General features: G+C 76.1%; 4 protein-coding genes and 1 pseudogene. 1 reads left to right on the plus strand and 4 read right to left on the minus strand.

Going from position 1 to position 17,468, the window contains the following annotated elements:
* Positions 1-24 precede the first annotated feature (24 nt).
* Both HB370_RS42435 and HB370_RS04435 read right to left on the minus strand, forming a co-directional pair.
* Complete coding sequence (locus tag HB370_RS42435) at positions 25-2,535, minus strand: ABC transporter permease (RefSeq protein WP_030793656.1); 2,511 nt, start codon at positions 2,533-2,535, stop codon at positions 25-27.
* A complete protein-coding gene (locus tag HB370_RS04435; protein WP_030793653.1) occupies positions 2,535-3,338 on the minus strand; it encodes an ABC transporter ATP-binding protein in 804 nt (267 codons plus the stop codon). Before HB370_RS04435 ends, HB370_RS42435 begins: the two co-directional genes overlap by 1 nt.
* 332 nt (positions 3,339-3,670) lie before the next feature.
* Between HB370_RS04435 and HB370_RS04440 the strand changes: the two genes are divergently transcribed.
* Positions 3,671-3,925 carry a hypothetical protein gene (locus tag HB370_RS04440; RefSeq protein ID WP_030793650.1) on the plus strand — a complete coding sequence of 85 codons (255 nt, stop codon included), beginning with the start codon at positions 3,671-3,673 and terminating at the stop codon, positions 3,923-3,925.
* A 94-nt stretch (positions 3,926-4,019) separates the two neighbouring features.
* Here the strand turns inward: HB370_RS04440 and HB370_RS04445 are convergent.
* Together HB370_RS04445 and HB370_RS04450 are read right to left on the minus strand one after the other, a co-directional pair.
* Positions 4,020-7,878, minus strand: a pseudogene (locus HB370_RS04445) (alpha/beta fold hydrolase).
* 26 nt (positions 7,879-7,904) lie between these two features.
* A complete protein-coding gene (locus HB370_RS04450; RefSeq protein WP_348273525.1) occupies positions 7,905-17,456 on the minus strand; it encodes an SDR family NAD(P)-dependent oxidoreductase in 9,552 nt (3,183 codons plus the stop codon).
* Positions 17,457-17,468 lie beyond the last annotated feature (12 nt).

Here is a 17,468-nt window from a genome sequence, read left to right on the forward strand (position 1 = left end):
ACGGCCCGGCAGGGGCGACGCGGCTCACGCGGCCTTCACCGTGTCCACGGCGGGGCTGCGCATGCCGCGCCAGGAGGGCAGCAGCGTGGCGCCGAACACCAGCAGCAGGGACCCGCCGACGATGGCGAGGTAGATGCCGAGGGATCCGGAGGGCAGGTACGAACCGCTCTTGACGAGGCTGTAGGGGACGATGGTCGTCGCCGAGGCGAGGGTGCCGAGGACGGTGGCGACGACGCCGATCAGTGCGCCTTCCACGGTCAGCATGCCGATCACCTGGGCGCGGGTGGCGCCGGTGAGCCGCTGGAGACCGAACTCCGCGCGCCGTTTGCGGGTGACGGACACCAGGGTGTTGACGACGGTGATGGCCGCGTATCCGACGATCATGGCGACGATGGTGTAGTTCGCGGACACCAGGATCTGCTGGATCTGGTTGTTCCGGCCGGCCAGGGAGGAGCTGTCGTCCAGCTCGGTGCCGGGCACCCGGGCGGCCAGCGCGGCCAGCCGGTCGTGGACCTCGGTGCCGGTGCCGTGCGCGGCACGGACCAGGATCTGGTGCGGCAGGCCGTCGCCGGTGTGCGGGGCGAGGGTGGCCGCGGGCAGGGTGAGGTACTGCTGCTTGGGGTTGTCGGTGTAGAGGGCCACGACGGTGGGCCGTAGCGGAGTGCCGTCGCCGAGGTGCAGCGGCAGCCGGTCGCCGACCCGTACCCCGTACTCCCGGGCCTTCTTCTCGGACAGGGCCACGGTGTCGCCCCGCAAGTCCTCCAGGGAGCCGGCGACCACGGGCAGGTCGAGGCTCTGGCGCACCCCTTCCGCGGAGACTCCGCGCAGATCGGTGTCGGCCGGGCCGCCCGGGCGGTCCACGAAGCCCCGGCTGGTGACGAACTCGGAGGCCGCGGCCACCCCGGGCGTGGCCCGCACCGTGGCGACGACGCCGGGCGCGAATCCGCCCGTGGTGGAGTCGAGGACGTAGTCGGCGAGGATGTTCTCGTCGTAGGAGGTCCGCGAGACGTGGTTCTCGGTGGACTGCATGTACAGGGTGCCCGTGGCGATGCCGATGAGCAGGACGATCGGTGCGACGGCGCCCGCCATGCGGACGTGGGCGGTGGCGGCGTTGCGCAGCGCCAGCTGCCCGGAGAGCCCGGACAGGGCCCGTACGGGCGGTCGCAGCAGCGCCACCATGGCCTTGGTGAGGCCGGGCGCGAGCAGGGCGAGGCCGACGCAGAACAGCACGGAGGCGGGTCCGGCGGTGCTGGCGAGGGTGGGGCCGTCCTCCATCACGGTGGCGGTGGCGATGGCCAGGCCGATGCCGTTGGCGAGGAAGAACAGCGCGAGCAGCAGCCGGGGCAGGCTGAACCAGCGGCTGCCGGCGGTGGATTCGGCCAGCGCGGCGACCGGTTCGGTGCGTGCCGCGCGCCGTCCGGCGAACCGGGTGGCGCCGGCCGCGGCGAGCACGGTGACGGCGGCGCCGGTGGCCATCGGCAGCGGGCCGGCGTGGTATGTGATGGCGGGTGCCACCACGCCGCTGGAGGTCAGCACCTTGAACAGCAGCCGTCCGATGGCGTAGCCGGGCGCCAGGGCGAGCAGCACGGAGGCCACCGACAGCACGGCCGTCTCGGTGAGGATCATGCGGCGCAGTTGCTTCGGGGTGGAGCCGACGGCACGCAGCAGGGCCATCTCGCGGGCGCGCTGCTGGAGGGAGAGGCCGAGGGTGGAGGCGACGCCGAACATGACGATCAGGACGACCGAGGAGCCGAAGACCGCCGAGAGGATGACGACGGTGCGCCGGCTGGAGAGGGTGCCGGGCAGCTCGGCCAGTCCGCGGCGCTCGCCGGTGAGGACCTCGGCGCGGTCGCCGACCTCGGCGCGCACCGCGTCGGCGACGGCGGCGGCGCTCGTGCCGGGCTCGGGCAGCACGGCGACGGAGTCGATCCGGCCGCCGGCGAGGGCGCGGGCCCGGTCGTCCGTGAAGAACACGGCCGCGTCGGGGTTGTGGTCGCCGCGCTGTTCGGCGATGCCGCTGACCCGGAACCGGTGGGCGGTGCCCCGGACGACGATGTCGACCGAGGAACCGGGGCGGGCACCGGCCCGCCGGGCCAGCCCGGCGTCGAGCACGGCCTCGCCGCCGGTGACGGGGGTTTTCCCGGCGGCGAGGGTATAGGGGGTGAGCCGGGCGCTCGCCCAGCCGTGGCCGTACGACGCGGACTTCTCCGTCAGCGGCTTGCCGTCCTTGAGGACGGTGGCCGGGAACGACACGTCGGGCACGGCCGTGCGCACTCCCTCGGCCCGGGCCACCTCGCCGGCCAGGCCGGCGTCGATGCGGTGCCGTTCGGTCAGCGCGCTGGAGTCGTAGGTCTGTTCACCGGTGACGACGACCGGGGCCTCGCCCAGGCGCTGTGGTGCGGCGGCCATGCGGACTCCGGTCTCCATCAGGCCGCCGCAGCCGATGACGATCGCGGCGCCGAGGAACATGGCGAGGAAGGTCGCGACGAAGCTCGTCCGGCGGAACTTCAGGGTGCGCAGTGCCAGGCGCCACATCAGTACCGCCCTCCCGAGTGCTGCGGGGCGCTCTGCCGGCGGGTGTCGTCCTCCCAGGCGCCGAGCCTGGTCATCCGGGCGGCGACCGCGTCGGCCGTGGGCCGGTGCAGTTCGCCGGCGAAGGCGCCGTCGGCGAGGAAGACCACGCGGTCGGCGTAGGAGGCGGCGACCGGGTCGTGGGTGACCATGACCAGGGTCTGGCGGGCGGTGTCGACGGATTCGCGCAGCAGTCCGAGCACGGCCGCGGCGGTACGGGTGTCCAGGGCGCCGGTGGGCTCGTCGGCGAAGACGACGGCGGGGCGGGTCACCAGGGCGCGGGCGATGGCGACGCGCTGCTGCTGGCCGCCGGACAGCTCGGCCGGCAGGTGGCCGAGCCGCTCGGCGAGGCCGACGCGCTGGACGACGGTGCGGATCAGGGCCTTGTCGGGCCGCTGTCCGGCCAGTTGCAGCGGCAGCGTGATGTTCTGCATGACCGTCAGCGCGGGCAGCAGGTTGAAGGACTGGAAGATGAAGCCGATCCGGTCGCGGCGCAGCTTGGTCAGATGGGTGTCGTCCAGTCCGGCGAGGTCGGTGCCGCCGACGGTGACCGTGCCGGAGCTGGGCTGGACCAGTCCCGCGGCGCAGTGCAGGAAGGTGGACTTGCCGGATCCGGAGGGGCCCATCACGGCGGTGAAGGTGCCGTCGGCGAAGCTCATGGTGAGCTCGCGCAGCGCGGCCACCTGGCCGTCTCCCCGGCCGTAGATCTTCGACACGGCGTCCAGCCGTACCGCCTCCGTCCGGCGGAGGTCGTGTGAAGTGTGCACTGGGGCTCCCTCGGGGCTGACGCGTCTCTCACGCGATGTCTGGGGACCAGATTAGGAACGGCACGCCCGCGGCACATTGGCATTGTCCGCCCGGTTCGAGGTAGAGGTTTCTCTACCTTCCCGGTCCAGGTTTCGGCAGTATTCCGGTGACATGTGTACGGCGATGTCTCCATCTTTGTGCAGGGGTGACGCCATTTTTGTGCAGAGGTGTCACCACCTCGACCGCATATCTGGCTCCCCCCGGAAAGGGCCGATTGCCACCCGTGTCCCGGGGCGTGACTGCGGGTACGGTCGAAACCGACCGGATAAATCCACGATAGATGGGAAGTCCCATGGCCAGGAGGCCTGATCACGAGCTGACCGCGAGCGTCCGGCCCGATGGTTATCTGGAGCTGTTCTCCCGGCGCACCGGGAAGCGCCACCGGTGCGGTCCGCGCGGTACGACGATGTGGCTGGCGCTTCAGCGCGGCGACTGGCAGCCGGAATCGGCGGCGGACGAAATCGCCGCGCGATTAGGAGTCGACCCCGACAGTATCCGATGTGATATCGAGGCATGGGTGTCGCATTTCCGCGAGGTCGCCGAATAAGGGAGATATGCGGGCGCGGGCGGCCTTTCGGCCGCCCGCGCGGGACGATGTCCGCACCTCGTCCGCTGTCCGCCGCTTTTCCGGCGGCGCCGGCTCAGCACGGCCCGGCGGCCAGCCATGCCTCGACCGCCTCGGCGGTGGTCTCCGCGTGGTCCTCCAGCAGCGTGAAGTGGGTGCCGGGCACGTCGGCCGGCCGGTGCTCGGCGGGCCAGAGTGCCCGCCAGTCCCCGGTGCCGGGCCCGGTGGCGAAGGACTCGGTGGGCCGTACGAACAGCACCGGCGCCGTCAGCACGCCCGGCGGGCAGTGCTGGATGAGGTCGCTGTAGCGGCTCATCGCGGCGAGGCGGGCGGTGCCGAAACCGCCGAGGGCGGACTCGCGGGCCAGCATGCCGTCGAACATCTGCCGCCACAGCTCGTCCTTGCCGTCGTCCCCGGGCAGGTAGGTGTCCAGCAGCACCACGCCCGCGGCCGGCCGGCCGGCCTTCTCCATGATCTCGGCCGCCGCGTGGGCGAACTGGCCGCCGGAGGAGTAGCCGACGAGCACGTACGGCCGTTCGTCCGGGCAGGCCCGGCGGATGCCCTCGACGACCGCCTCCAGCACCGCGTCCACCGAGCGCGGCAGCGGTTCACCGGGGCCGAAGCCGGGCATCGTGGGCACCAGCAGGTCCCGGCGGCCCTCGAAGTGCCGGGCGAGGCGGGCGTACTGGTGGGCGCCGCCCAGGGCCATCGGCGAGGGCAGGCAGACCAGCCGGTGCTCGGCGGGGCCGGTGGCCAGCCGCACCGGGTCGGTGAGGTCGCCGAGTTCGGCCAGGCGGGAGAAGCCGGGGAGGATCCCGGCGACGGTGCGCAGCAGTTCGATGGCCTGGTCCATGTGTCCGTCGGCCGCCGCGCGCCGCACCAGGCCGCCGACCGATTCGAGGTCGCCGCTGCCGTCCGGGGCCGCCGGTCCGCCGGCCAGGTGGGCGCGCAGGGCGGCGGCGAGGGCGGCCGGGGTGCGGTGGTCGAAGACGGCACCGGCGGGCACGGTGGTGTCCAGGGCGGCGCCCAGGGCGGCGCGGAGTTCGGCGGCGGTGACGGAGTCCAGGCCGATCTCCAGGAAGACGGCGTCGGGCTCGACGGCCTCCGGTCCGGTGTGGCCGAGGACGGCGGCGGTCTGCAACCGGACCAGGTCCGTGAGCAGGGCCTCCTGTTCGGCCGGCCCGGCACCGGCCAGCCGTCGCCGCAACGGCCCGGTGTCCCCGGGGGCGGTGGGCCGGGCGGGCGGGACGGGCTCGGCCAGGGGGCCGGCGGTGAGGGGCACGTCGGCGTTCAGCCAGTAGCGCGTGTGCCGGAAGGCGTAGGTGGGCAGTTCGGCGCGGGCCGTGCCGGGGAACAGGGCGGCCCAGTCGGGGGCGAGGCCGTCGGTGTGCAGGCGGGCCAGGCCGGACGCCAGCGCGGCGGGTTCACCGCCGTGGCGGCGGCCGAGTGCGACGAGGACGGCGCCTGTCGGCCGCCGGGCAGGCGCGGGCGAGGCCGGTGAGGTGGGCGTCGGGGCCGAGTTCCACGAAGCGGCCGGCGCCGGCGTCGGCGAGGGCGGTGACGGCGTCGGCGAACCGGACGGTCTCCCGGGCGTGTCGCACCCAGTAGCCGGGGTCGCTCAGGAGCCCGTCCCCGGCGAGGCGGCCGGTGAGGGTGGACACCAGCGGGATGCGCGCGGGGCGGAAGGCCAGCTTCTCGGCCACGGCCCGGAACTCGTCGAGCATGCCGTCCATCAGGGGCGAGTGGAAGGCGTGCGAGACGGTGAGCCGCCTGGCCCTGGGGAAGCCCTCGGCGGCGGCGAGCACCGCCTCCTCCTCGCCGGAGAGGACCACGGAGTCCGGGCCGTTGACCGCGGCGAGGGCGACCCGGTCGTCCAGCAGGGGCCGCACCTCCTGCTCGGTGGCCTTCACGGCGACCATCGCCCCGCCCTCCGGCAGCGCCTGCATCAGCCGGCCGCGCGCGGCGACCAGGGCGCAGGCGTCGTCCAGGTCGAGGACGCCGGCCACATGGGCGGCGGCGATCTCCCCGACGGAGTGCCCGGCGAGCAGGTCGGGCCGCACGCCGAAGGACTCCAGCAGCCGGAACAGGGCGACCTCGAAGGCGAACAGCGCGGGCTGCGCGTACTCGGTGCGGTGGACGGCGTCGGGGTCGTCGCCCGCGAGCACCCCGGTCAGGTCCAGGCCGAGCCGGGTCTCGATCGCGTCGAAGGCGTCGGCGAACACCGGGTAGTGGGCGCGTAGTTCCAGGCCCATGCCGGGGCGCTGGGCGCCCTGCCCGGTGAACAGGAACGCGGTACGGATGCCGGAGCGCGCCCGGCCGGTGACGGCGCCGGACGCGGGCGTTCCGGTGGCGAGGGCGCGCAGCCCGGCCAGCAGTTCCTCCCGGCCGGTGCCGGTGACGGCCGCCCGGTGGCCGAAGGCGGTGCGCCGGGTGCCGAGGGCGCGGGCGACGGCCGCCGGGTGGAGTCCGGGCCGGCCGGCGAGGAAGGCGTGCAGCCGTTCGGCCTGGGCGGGCAGGTCGGGTGCGGAGCGGGCGGACAGCGGCCAGACGACGACGGGGGCGTCCGGTTCGCCGTCCGCCGGGTCCTCTGCGGGTGCCTCCTCGATGATGACGTGCGCGTTGGTGCCGCTGATGCCGAAGGAGGACACCCCGGCCCGGCGCGGCCGGTCGGTGGCCGGCCAGTCCCGTTCCTCCGTCAGCAGCCGTACGTTCCCCGCCTCCCAGTCGACCTTCGTGGACGGCTCGTCCACGTGCAGCGTCCTGGGCAGGACGCCGTGCCGCATCGCCATCACCATCTTGATGACACCGGCGACACCCGCGGCGGCCTGCGTGTGCCCGATGTTCGACTTCACCGAACCCAGCCACAACGGCTGTTCACGGTCCTGGCCGTAGGTGGCCAGCAGCGCCTGCGCCTCGATCGGGTCGCCCAGCGTCGTCCCCGTGCCGTGCGCCTCCACCACGTCCACGTCGGCGGTGGTCAGCCGGGCCGAGGCCAGCGCCTGCCGGATCACCCGCTGCTGCGACGGACCGTTCGGCGCGGTCAGCCCGTTGGAGGCACCGTCCTGGTTCACGGCCGAACCCCGCAGCACGGCCAGCACCTCGTGGCCGTTGCGCCGGGCGTCCGACAGCCGTTCCAGCACCAGGACGCCCAGCCCCTCGGAGAACCCGGTGCCGGCCGCGTCGTCGGCGAAGGAGCGGCACCGCCCGTCCGGGGAGAGCGCGCCCTGCCGGCTGAACTCCACATAGGTGCCCGGCGAGGCCATCACCGTCACTCCCCCGGCCAGCGCCAGCGCGCACTCCTCCTGCCGCAGCGCCTGCGCGGCCAGGTGCAGCGTGACCAGGGACGAGGAGCAGGCGGTGTCGACGCTGAGGGTGGGCCCCTCCAGGCCGAGGGTGTAGGCGACCCGGCCGGAGACGATGCTGCCGGAGCCGAAGCTGCCGAAGTAGTCGTGGTACATGACGCCCGCGAACACGCCGGTGCGGGAGCCGCGCAGGGTCGCGGGGTCGATCCCCGCGTTCTCCAGGGCCTCCCAGGAACCTTCGAGCAGCAGCCGCTGCTGGGGGTCCATCACGAGGGCCTCGTTCGGGGCGATGCCGAAGAAGGCGGCGTCGAAGTCTCCCGCGTCGTGCAGGAATCCGCCCTGCCGGGTGTACGAGCGGCCCGGTGTGCCCGGGGCCGGGTCGTACAGGCCGGGGTCCCAGCCCCGGTCGTCGGGGAAGGCGGTGATGCCCTCGCCGCCGTCCGCGACCAGCTTCCACAGGTCCTGCGGGGAGCGGACACCGCCGGGGTAGCGGCAGGCCATGCCGACGATCGCGACCGGTTCCCGGGCCGCCGCGGTCAGCGCGCGGTTGCGTTCCCGCAGCCGCTCGATCTCCTTCAGCGAGGCGCGCAGCGCCTCGACCATCCTGGTGTCCGGCATCTCGGACTCGGCCATGGTCCTCTTCCTTGTCGCGGGCGTCGTCACAGGGCGTCGTCGTCCCCGCCGAGGCCGTCGAGCGCCATGCTGATCAGGCTCTCGGCGTCCATCGCGTCGATCGGGGCGGGGCCGGCCTGGCCGTCGCCGGCCGGGTCCGGCGCGGGCCGCAGTCCGGCCAGTTCGAGCAGGCCGTCCAGCAGACCGGCCTCCCGCAGCCGGGCCACCGGGATCGCGGCGAGCGCGGCCCGTACCGTGTCCTCCTCGGCACGCGGGCCGTCCTGGACGGCCGGAGCCAGTTCGGCGCCCAGGTGGGTGGCGAGCGCGGCCGGGGTGGGGTGGTCGAAGACGAGGGTGGCGGTCAGCCTGAGGCCGGTGGCCTCGTTGAGCCGGTTGCGGAACTCCACGGCGGTCAGCGAGTCGAACCCCAGGTCCTTGAAGGGCAGTCCGTCCTCGAACTCCTCGGTGCCGAGGACCGTACGGGCCTCGTCCCGGACCAGCCGCAGCAGCCGTTCGGCGCGGTCCTCGGGCGCGAGGCCGGCCAGTTCGCGGCGCAGTGCCGTCGCGGCGGGCGGGGCGGCCGGGCCGGCCGGGCGCGGCGCCCGCACCAGGGTGCGCAGCAGCGGGGCGACGCGGGCCGGGTCGCGCGGGGCGAGGTCCAGGCGGGCCGGCAGCAGCACCGGTTCCGGGCGGCCGGTCGCCGTGTCGAACAGGGCGAGCCCGGCCTCCGCGTCCAGGGCGAGCACCCCGCCGGCGGCGACGCGCCGGGCGTCGGTGCCGGTGAGCCGGTCGGCCATGCCGCCGCTGCCCGCCCAGGCGCCCCAGGCGAGCGAGACGGCGGGCAGGCCGAGCGCCCTGCGGTGGGCGGCGAGGGCGTCGAGGAAGGCGTTGCCGGCGGCGTAACCGGACTGGCCGGGGCTGCCGAGCAGACCGGCCGCCGAGGAGAACAGCACGAACGCCGTCAGGGGCCGCTCGCGGGTCAGTTCGTGCAGGTGCCAGGCGGCGTCCAGCTTGGGCCGCAGCACCGTGTCCAGCCGTTCGGGGGTGAGCGAGGTCAGCACGGCGTCGGCGAGGACGCCCGCGGTGTGCACGACCGCGGTGACCGGGTGCTCGTCCAGGACCCGGGCGAGGGCGGCGCGGTCGGCGGCGTCGCAGGCGACGAGCGTCACCTCGGCGCCGAGCGCGGTCAGTTCCCGGTGCAGCCCGGCCGCGCCGGGTGCCTCGGGCCCGCTCCGGCTGAGCAGCACCAGCCGGTCGGCGCCGTGCGCGGTGACCAGGTGCCGGGCGACCAGCCCGCCCAAGGCGCCGGTGCCGCCGGTGACCAGGACGCCGCCGGAGAAGTCCGCCGGGGCGGGCTCGGGCAGGCGCGGGGCGCGCACCAGCCGGGGGACGTGCACCGCGCCGTCGCGCAGGGCGAGCTGGGGTTCGCCGGAGGCGACGGCGGCGGGCAGCAGCCGGCGGGATGCCTCGGTGCCGTCCAGGTCGGCGAGGACGAGGCGGCCGGGGTGCTCGGACTGGGCGGAGCGGATCAGGCCCCACGCGCCGCCGGCACCGGGATCGGTGACGTCCCCGGGGCCGGTCGCCCCGTGCGTCGCCACCACCAGGGTGGAGTCGGCGGACCGGGGGTCGGCCAGCCAGTCGCGCACCTGGGTGAGCAGGCTTCGCAGGCCGGCCCGGACCGCGTCCGGGTCCGCGCCGCCGGGGTGGACGACGACCAGGGTGTCGGGGCCGTGGGCGGCGGCCTCGGCCGGATCGGCGGCGACGGTGACCTCGGCGACCTCGCCCGCCAGGGCGGCGGCCAGGTCCCCGCGGCCGGGGCCGCAGACGGTCCACCGCCCGGCCTGCGGGGCCGCGGGCACGGCGACGGGCACCCAGTCCGGGGCGAACAGGTCGTCGTGGCCGCCCGCGGCGGCCGCCGCGATCCGCTCCGGGTCCACCGCCCGCAGCGCCAGCGACGCCACCCGCAGCACCGGCCGCCCGGCGGCGTCGGCGGCCTCGACGCGTACCGCGCCCGCGCCGGCCGGGGCGATCCGCACCCGCAGGGCGGTCGCACCCGGCGCGTACAGCTCCACGCCGCTCCAGGCGAACGGCAGTGTCATGCGCTCCTCGGTCCCGGCGCGCAGCGCGATGGCGTGCAGGGCGGCGTCGGACAGCGCCGGGTGCAGGGCGAACCCCTCGGTGCCGCCGGGGACGGCGACCTCGGCGCAGACCTCCTCGCCGTGCCGCCAGGCCGCCTTCAGGCCCTGGAAGCCGGGCCCGTACTCGGCGCCCAGCTCGGCCAGCCGCTCGTAGACGCCGTCCAGGGCGACCGGTTCGGCGCCGGGCGGCGGCCAGGCGGCCGTGCCGGGTGCGGACGGTTCCCCGGCGGGCCGCAGCACACCGGTGGCGTGGGTGGTCCAGGGGTCGCCGTCGCCGTGGGCGGCGTACACCCGGAAGGCGCGGGCGCCGGTGGCGTCGGGTGCGCCGACCGTGCACTGGAGGCGGACGGCGCCGTCCTCGGGCAGGAGCAGCGGTTCGGCGAGGGTCAGCTCCTCCACCGCGGGGCAGCCGGCGCGGGCCCCGGCGGCCAGGGCCATCTCCACGAAGGCGGTGCCCGGCAGCAGCGCCGCCCCGCCGACGCGGTGGCCGGCCAGCCACGGCTGTCCGGTCAGGGACAGGTGCCCGGTGTACAGGACGCCGTCGGTGCCGGCGAGTTCGACGGCGGTGCCGAGCAGCGGGTGCCCGTCGGCCGGGTGCGCCGGGGCCGGGTCGCCGGTCATCCAGTAGCGGGTGCGCTGGAAGGCGTAGGTGGGCAGGTCGAAGCCGTCGCGGTGGGGCAGCAGGCCCGTCCAGTCGATGTCCGTGCCGCGCACGTGCAGCGCGGCGAGCCCGGCGAGCAGCGCGTCGGTCTCCTCGCGGTCCTTGCGCAGCAGCGGTACGACGGCGGTCTGGTCGGGCAGGCACTCGCCGGCCGCGGCGGTCAGCGCGCCGCCGGGGCCGACCTCGGCGAAGTGCCGTACTCCGGCGTCGTGCAGGGCGGTGACGGCGTCGGCGAAGCGGACGGCCTCGCGGGCGTGCCGCACCCAGTACTCGGGGCGGGACAGCTCGTCGGGGGCGGCCGGGGCGCCGGTGAGGGTGGACACCAGCGGGATGCGCGCGGTCCCGTACGACACGGCGGCGGCGATCTCGCCGAACTCGGCCAGCATGGGCTCCATCAGGGCCGAGTGGAAGGCGTGGCTGACGGCGAGTTCCCTGGTGCGGTCGAAGCGGGCGGCCAGCGCGCGGGCCGGTCCGGCGGGGCCGGAGACGACGAGGGACGCGGGCCCGTTGACGGCGGCGATGCCGACGCCGTCGCCGAGCAGCGGCACGACCTCCTCCTCGGTGGCGCGTACGGCGATCATCGCGCCGCCTTCGGGCAGGGCCTGCATCAGGCGGCCCCGGGCGGCGACGAGCGCGCAGGCGTCCTTCAGGCCGAGCACGCCGGCGGCGTGGGCGGCGGCGAACTCGCCGACGGAGTGCCCGGCGAGCAGGTCGGGCCGTACGCCGAAGGACTCCAGCAGCCGGTACAGGGCCACTTCGACGGCGAACAGCGCGGGCTGGGTGTACTCGGTGCGCTCCAGCAGCTCGGCGGAGTCCAGCACCTCGGCGAGGGGGCGCTCCAGCAGCGGATCGAGGTGGGCGCGGACCTCGTCGAAGGCGGTGGCGAAGGCGGGGAAGGCCGCCGCGAGGCGGGTGCCCATGCCGGGCAGCTGCGAGCCCTGGCCGGAGAAGAGGAAGGCGAGCCGGCCGTCGGCGGCGGTGCCGAGGGCCCCGGCCGGGGGCGTGCGGCCCTCGGCCACGGCCCGCAGTCCGGCGGTCAGTTCGTCCCGGGTGCGGCCGAGGACGGCGGCCCGGTGGCCGAGCCGGGTCCGGGCGTGGGCGAGCGCTCCGGCGAGCCGGTGCGGGTCGGTGTCCGGGGCGGCGGACAGGTGGTCCAGCAGCCGGGCGGCCTGGGCGCGCAGGGCGTCGGGGGTGTGCCCGGACAGCAGCCACGGCACGGTGCCGCCGGCCGGTGCGGCGGGCTCTCCGGCGGGCTCTTCGGCCGGTGCCCCGGCGGGCGCTGCCTCGATGATGACGTGGGCGTTGGTGCCGGAGATGCCGAAGGAGGAGACGCCCGCGCGGCGCGGGCGGCCCGGGTCCGGCCAGGGGCGGTTCTCGGTCAGCAGCCGGACGTTGCTGCCCTCCCACTCCACGTGCCGGGTGGGCCGGTCCACGCCGAGGCTGGCGGGCAGCGTCTCGTGGCGCAGCGCCTCGATCATCTTGATGACGCCGGCGACTCCGGCGGCGGCCTGGGTGTGGCCCAGGTTGGACTTGACCGAGCCGAGCCACAGCGGGCGGTCGTCGGTGTGCTCGCTGCCGTAGGTGGCGATCAGCGCCTGGGCCTCGATGGGGTCGCCGAGGGTGGTGCCGGTGCCGTGCGCCTCGACCACGTCGACGTCGGCGGCGGCGACACCGGCCGCTTCGAGGGCGCGGCGGATGACGCGCTGCTGCGCGGGCCCGTTGGGTGCGCTGATGCCGTTGGAGGCGCCGTCCTGGTTGACGGCGGTGCCGCGCAGCACCGCGAGGACGCGGCGCCCGTTGCGGCGGGCGTCGGAGAGCCGCTCCAGCAGCAGCACGCCGGCGCCCTCGCCGAAGCCGGTGCCGTCGGCGGCGTCCGCGAACGGCTTGCAGCGGCCGTCCCGGGACAGGCCCCGGTGCCGGCTGAACTCCACGAAGGTGCCCGGGGTGGCCATGACGGTCACTCCCCCGGCCAGCGCCAGCGAGCAGTCGCCCTGCCGCAGCGCCTGCGCGGCCAGGTGCAGCGCGACCAGCGAGGAGGAGCAGGCGGTGTCGACGCTGAGGGTGGGCCCCTCCAGGCCGAGGGTGTAGGCGACCCGGCCGGAGACCACGCTGCCGGAGCCGTAGCTGCCGAAGTAGTCGTGGTACATGACGCCCGCGAACACGCCGGTGTCGGAGCCGCGCAGGGTCGCGGGGTCGATGGAGGCGCGCTCCAGCGCCTCCCAGGAGGTCTCCAGCAGCAGCCGCTGCTGGGGGTCGGTGACCAGGGCCTCCTCGTCGTCCATGGCGAAGAACGCGGGGTCGAAGCCGGCCGCGTCGTACAGGAAGGCGCCGTGCCGGGTGTAGCTGGTGCCGGGGCGGTCCAGGGTGGGGTCGTAGAGGCGGTCGAGGTCCCAGCCGCGGTCGGTGGGGAACTCGCCGATGGCGTCCCGGCCTTCGGCGACCAGCCGCCACAGGTCCTCCGGGGAGGCGATGCCGCCGGGGAAGCGGCAGGCCATGCCGACGACGGCGATCGGCTCGTCGTCGGCGGCGGCTCGCGGGGCGGTGCGGGCGGGTGCCGCGGCGAGGGTGCCGGTGAGCTCGCCCAGCAGGTGGCGGGCGAGGACGGCGGGTGTGGGGTGGTCGAAGACGAGGGTGGCGGGCAGCTTCAGGCCGGTCGCCGTGGTGAGCCGGTTGCGCAGTTCGACGGCGGCCAGGGAGTCGAAGCCGAGTTCCCGGAAGGCCAGGGTGCGGTCGACGTCCTGGCCGGAGCGGTAGCCGAGGATGGTGGCGACCTGGCCGCGCACGAGGTCGGTGAGGAACGGCTCGCGTTCGGCTGCCGGCAGTCCGGCGAGCCGCTCGCGCAGCGCGTCGGCGCCGCCGGCCGCGCCGCGCGCACCGGCCGCTCCGGCCCTGCGTACGGGCACCAGGGTACGGAACAGCGGGGCCGCGTCGGTGCCCTGGGCGCGCAGCGCGGCCAGGTCCAGCCGCACCGGCAGCACGGCGGGGTCGGCGCCGCGCACGGCGGCGTCGAACAGGGCGACGCCCTCCTCCGTCTCCAGCGGGGCGACGCCGCCGCGGGCGATCCGGCCGAGGTCGCTGTCGCCGAGGGCGCCGGTCATCCCGCCGGCCCGCGCCCACAGACCCCAGGCCAGGGAGTGCGCGGGCAGTCCGAGCGCCCTGCGGTGTACGGCGAGGGCGTCGAGGTAGGCGTTGGCGGCGGCGTAGTTGGCCTGGCCGGGCGAGCCGAGCGTGGCGGCGGAGGAGGAGAACAGCACGAACGCCGACAGGTCCAGGCCGGCGGTGAGTTCGTGCAGGTTCCAGGCGGCGTCGACCTTGGGCCGGAACACGGTGTCGAGCCGCTCCGGGGTGAGCGAGGAGAGCACCCCGTCGGCGAGGACACCGGCCGCGTGGATCACGGCGGTCAGCGGCCGGCCGGCGGGTACGGCGTCCAGTACGGCGGCGAGCGCGGCGCGGTCGGCGACATCGCAGGCGACGCTCGTCACCTCGGCGCCCAGCGCGGTGAGTTCACCGACCAGGTCGTCGGCGCCGCCGCTCCGGCTCACCAGCAGCAGACTCCGCACCCCCCGCTCGGCGACCAGGTGCCGGGCCACGATCCGCCCGAGGGCACCGGTGGCACCGGTGACCAGGACGGTACCGGTGCCGAAGCCGCCGCCCGGGACGGTGGTCTCTGCTTCGGGTGGGGTGGGGGTGGTGTCGGCGGTGTCGCCTTCGGCCGGCACGGGGGCGGTGACAGCGGGGTCACCGGCGTCCATCGCGGCGGCCTTGCCGGAGACCGGCACTGGTGCGGGGTCCGTCTCGGCCGGGCCGGCTGTTCCGGCGGCCGGAACGGGCCCGGCGGAAGCCGGGGAAAGAGCGTCGGCACCCTCGGCGGCCGAGGCGGACCCGGCGGCCGGAGCCGCGTGTGCCCCGTCAGCGACCGTGGCTCCGGCGGCAGCTCGTACGGACCCGGTGTCAGTCGCCGCCGAACCGTCGGCGGCCGGGGTTTCCGTGGTGACGCGGGTCAGACGCGGCAGTTTCCAGGTGTCCTCGTGGAACGCCACGTGGGGTTCGCCGAGGGACGCCGCCTCGGGGAGGCGTTCGGGGGCCGGGGGCGTGTCGGACTCGACGAGGACGATCCGGCCGGGGTTCTCCGACTGGGCCGAGCGGACCAGGCCGGCGGCGGCCGCGCCCGCCGGGTCGGTGCCGGTGACGACGACGAGGGGAGTGTCGGCGAGGCGGTCGTCGGCCAGCCCGGCGCGCAGCCCGTCCAGGACCGCGTCGACGGCCGCCCGGGTCTCGGCGGCGCTCACCCCGGCCGGGGCGCGCACCACGTCCACCGGACCGGCGGCCTCCGTGACCGGCGGGGCCGGGACCCACTCGACCCGGTACAGCGCGCCCGCGCGGGGCGTTCGGGCCGCGGCGGCCAGTGCCTCGGTGCGCAGGGGCCGCAGGGTGAGGGCGTCGACGGTGGCGACGGGGGCGCCCGTGGGGTCGGCGAGCGTGAGGGCGACGGTGCCCTCTCCGGTGGGCCGGACGCGGACGCGCAGCGCGGTCGCCCCGGTGGCGTGCAGCCGTACCCCGGACCAGGCGAACGGCAGCAGGGCCTCCTCGCCGGCCGCGTCGGTGAGGCCGACGGTGTGCAGCGCGGCGTCCGAGAGCGCCGGGTGCAGGGCGAACCCGTCGGGCGCGGCGTCGGTGGCGACCTCGGCGTACAGGCCGTCGGCGGTGCGCCAGGCTGCGCGCAGGCCCTGGAACAGCGGCCCGTAGCCGAGGCCGAGGCCGGCCAGGTCGTCGTACAGGCCGTCGAGCGGGACGGGTTCGGCGTCCCGGGGCGGCCAGTCGGTGAGCGGGTCGGCGGGGACGGGCAGGGTGCCGGTGGGGGCGAGCAGGCCGTCGGCGTGCCGGGTCCACGGCAGTTCCCCGTCCGGGCTCTCCGGGCGCGACCAGATGGCGACCGGTCGGGTGTCTCCCTCGGGCGCGCCGACGGTGACCTGGAGCTGGACGGCGCCGTGGTCGGGCAGGACGAGCGGCGCGTGCAGGGTGAGTTCGGCGAGGTCCCCGCAGCCGACCTGGTCGCCGGCGCGCAGCGCGAGTTCCAGGTGTCCGGTGCCGGGGAAGAGCAGCCGGCCGCCCACCCGGTGGTCCGCCAGCCAGGGCTGGGTGGCCGCGGACAGCCGGCCGGTGAGCACGGCGCCCTCGGTGTCGGCGCGGACCATGGCGGCGCCGAGCAGGGCGTGGTCGGTGGGGGCGAGGCCGGCGGAGGTGACGTCGGCGCCGCCGGCGGTGCTGTCGAGCCAGTACCGTTCGCGCTGGAAGGCGTAGCCGGGCAGCGGCACCCGGCGGGGCCGGCGGCCCTCGGCGACGGCGGCCCAGTCGACGGCGGCGCCGTGGGTGAACGCCTCGCCCAGCGCGGTCAGCAGCCGGTCCCGGCCGCCCTCGTCGCGGCGCAGGGAGCCGACGGCGGCCACGGCGTCGTCGGTCTCCTGGATGCCGACGGTGAGCACCGGGTGCGGGCTGGCCTCGATGAACAGCTGGTGTCCGGCGGCGACGGCGGCCCGTACCGCCTGTTCGAACAGCACGGTTCCGCGCAGGTTGGTGTACCAGTACTCGGCGCCGAGGGCGGTGGTGTCGAGGGGGCCGCCGGTGACGGTGGAGTAGAACGGTACCCGGGTGGCGCGCGGCTCGATGCCGTCGAGGACCTCGGCGAGGCGGACGCGCAGGGTCTCGACGTGGGCGCTGTGCGAGGCGTAGTCCACGGGCAGGCGCTTGGCGCGGACCTTCTCGGCGCGCAGCAGGGCGAGGAGTTCGTCGAGGGCTCCGGCGTCGCCGGAGACCACGGTGGAGGCGGCGCCGTTGACGGCGGCGACCGACAGCCGGCCGCCGAAGGCGGCGAGCCGGGCGCGGACCGCGTCGGCGCCCTCGCCGACCGACATCATGCCGCCGGTGCCGGACAGCAGCTCGGCGATGGCCTGGGAGCGCAGGGCGACGACGCGGGCGCCGTCGGCGAGGGAGAGCGCGCCGGTCGCGCAGGCGGCGGCGATCTCGCCCTGGGAGTGGCCGATGACGGCGGCCGGGGTGACGCCGTAGGCGCTCCAGGTGTGCGCGAGGGACACCATCACGGCCCACAGCAGCGGCTGGACGACGTCCACCCGGTCCAGGGTGCCGCGCAGCTCGGTGGCGAAGTCCCAGTCCGTGTAGGGGGCCAGGGCGGCGGCGCACTCGGCCATGCGGGCGGCGAACACCGGTGACTGTTCGAGGAGTTCGGTGGCCATGCCGGACCACTGGGAGCCCTGGCCGGGGAAGACGAACACGGGGCGGGCGCGGCCGGGGGTGGTGCCCTGGACGAGGGTGCGGGCGGTGGTGCCGTCGGCCAGCGCGGCCAGGGCGCCGCGCAGTGCGGCCGGGTCGGCGCCGGTGATCGAGGCGCGGTGCGGGAAGCGGGCGCGGGTGGTGGCGAGGGACCAGCCGACGTCGGACAGGTCGAGGCCGGGGTGGGTGTCGAGGTGGCCGAGGAGGGCGGCGGCCTGACCGGCGAGCGCGGCGGGTGTCCTGGCGGTGAGCAGCCACGGCACGGCGAGGCCCTCGGGTGCGGGGGCTGCGGGCTCGGCGGGGGCGGGCGGGGCCTGTTCGAGGATGACGTGGGCGTTGGTGCCGCTGATACCGAAGGAGGACACCCCGGCGCGGCGGGCGCGGCCGGTGGCGGGCCACTGCCGTTCCTCGGTGAGCAGCCGTACGTTCCCGGCGTCCCAGTCGACCTTCGTGGACGGCTTGTCCACGTGCAGGGTCCTGGGCAGGACGCCGTGCCGCATCGCCATGACCATCTTGATGACACC

The organism is Streptomyces sp. DSM 40868, from assembly GCF_011820545.1.
GTDB classification, from domain to species: domain Bacteria; phylum Actinomycetota; class Actinomycetes; order Streptomycetales; family Streptomycetaceae; genus Streptomyces; species Streptomyces eurythermus.

Excerpts from the sequence above, each read along its gene's own strand:
- HB370_RS04440 (WP_030793650.1), top strand. The coding sequence starts at position 3,671 with ATGGCCAGGAGGCCTGATCACGAGCTGACCGCGAGCGTCCGGCCCGAT.
- HB370_RS42435 (WP_030793656.1), bottom strand. The coding sequence starts at position 2,535 with ATGTGGCGCCTGGCACTGCGCACCCTGAAGTTCCGCCGGACGAGCTTC.
- HB370_RS04450 (WP_348273525.1), bottom strand. The coding sequence starts at position 17,456 with ATGGTCATGGCGATGCGGCACGGCGTCCTGCCCAGGACCCTGCACGTG.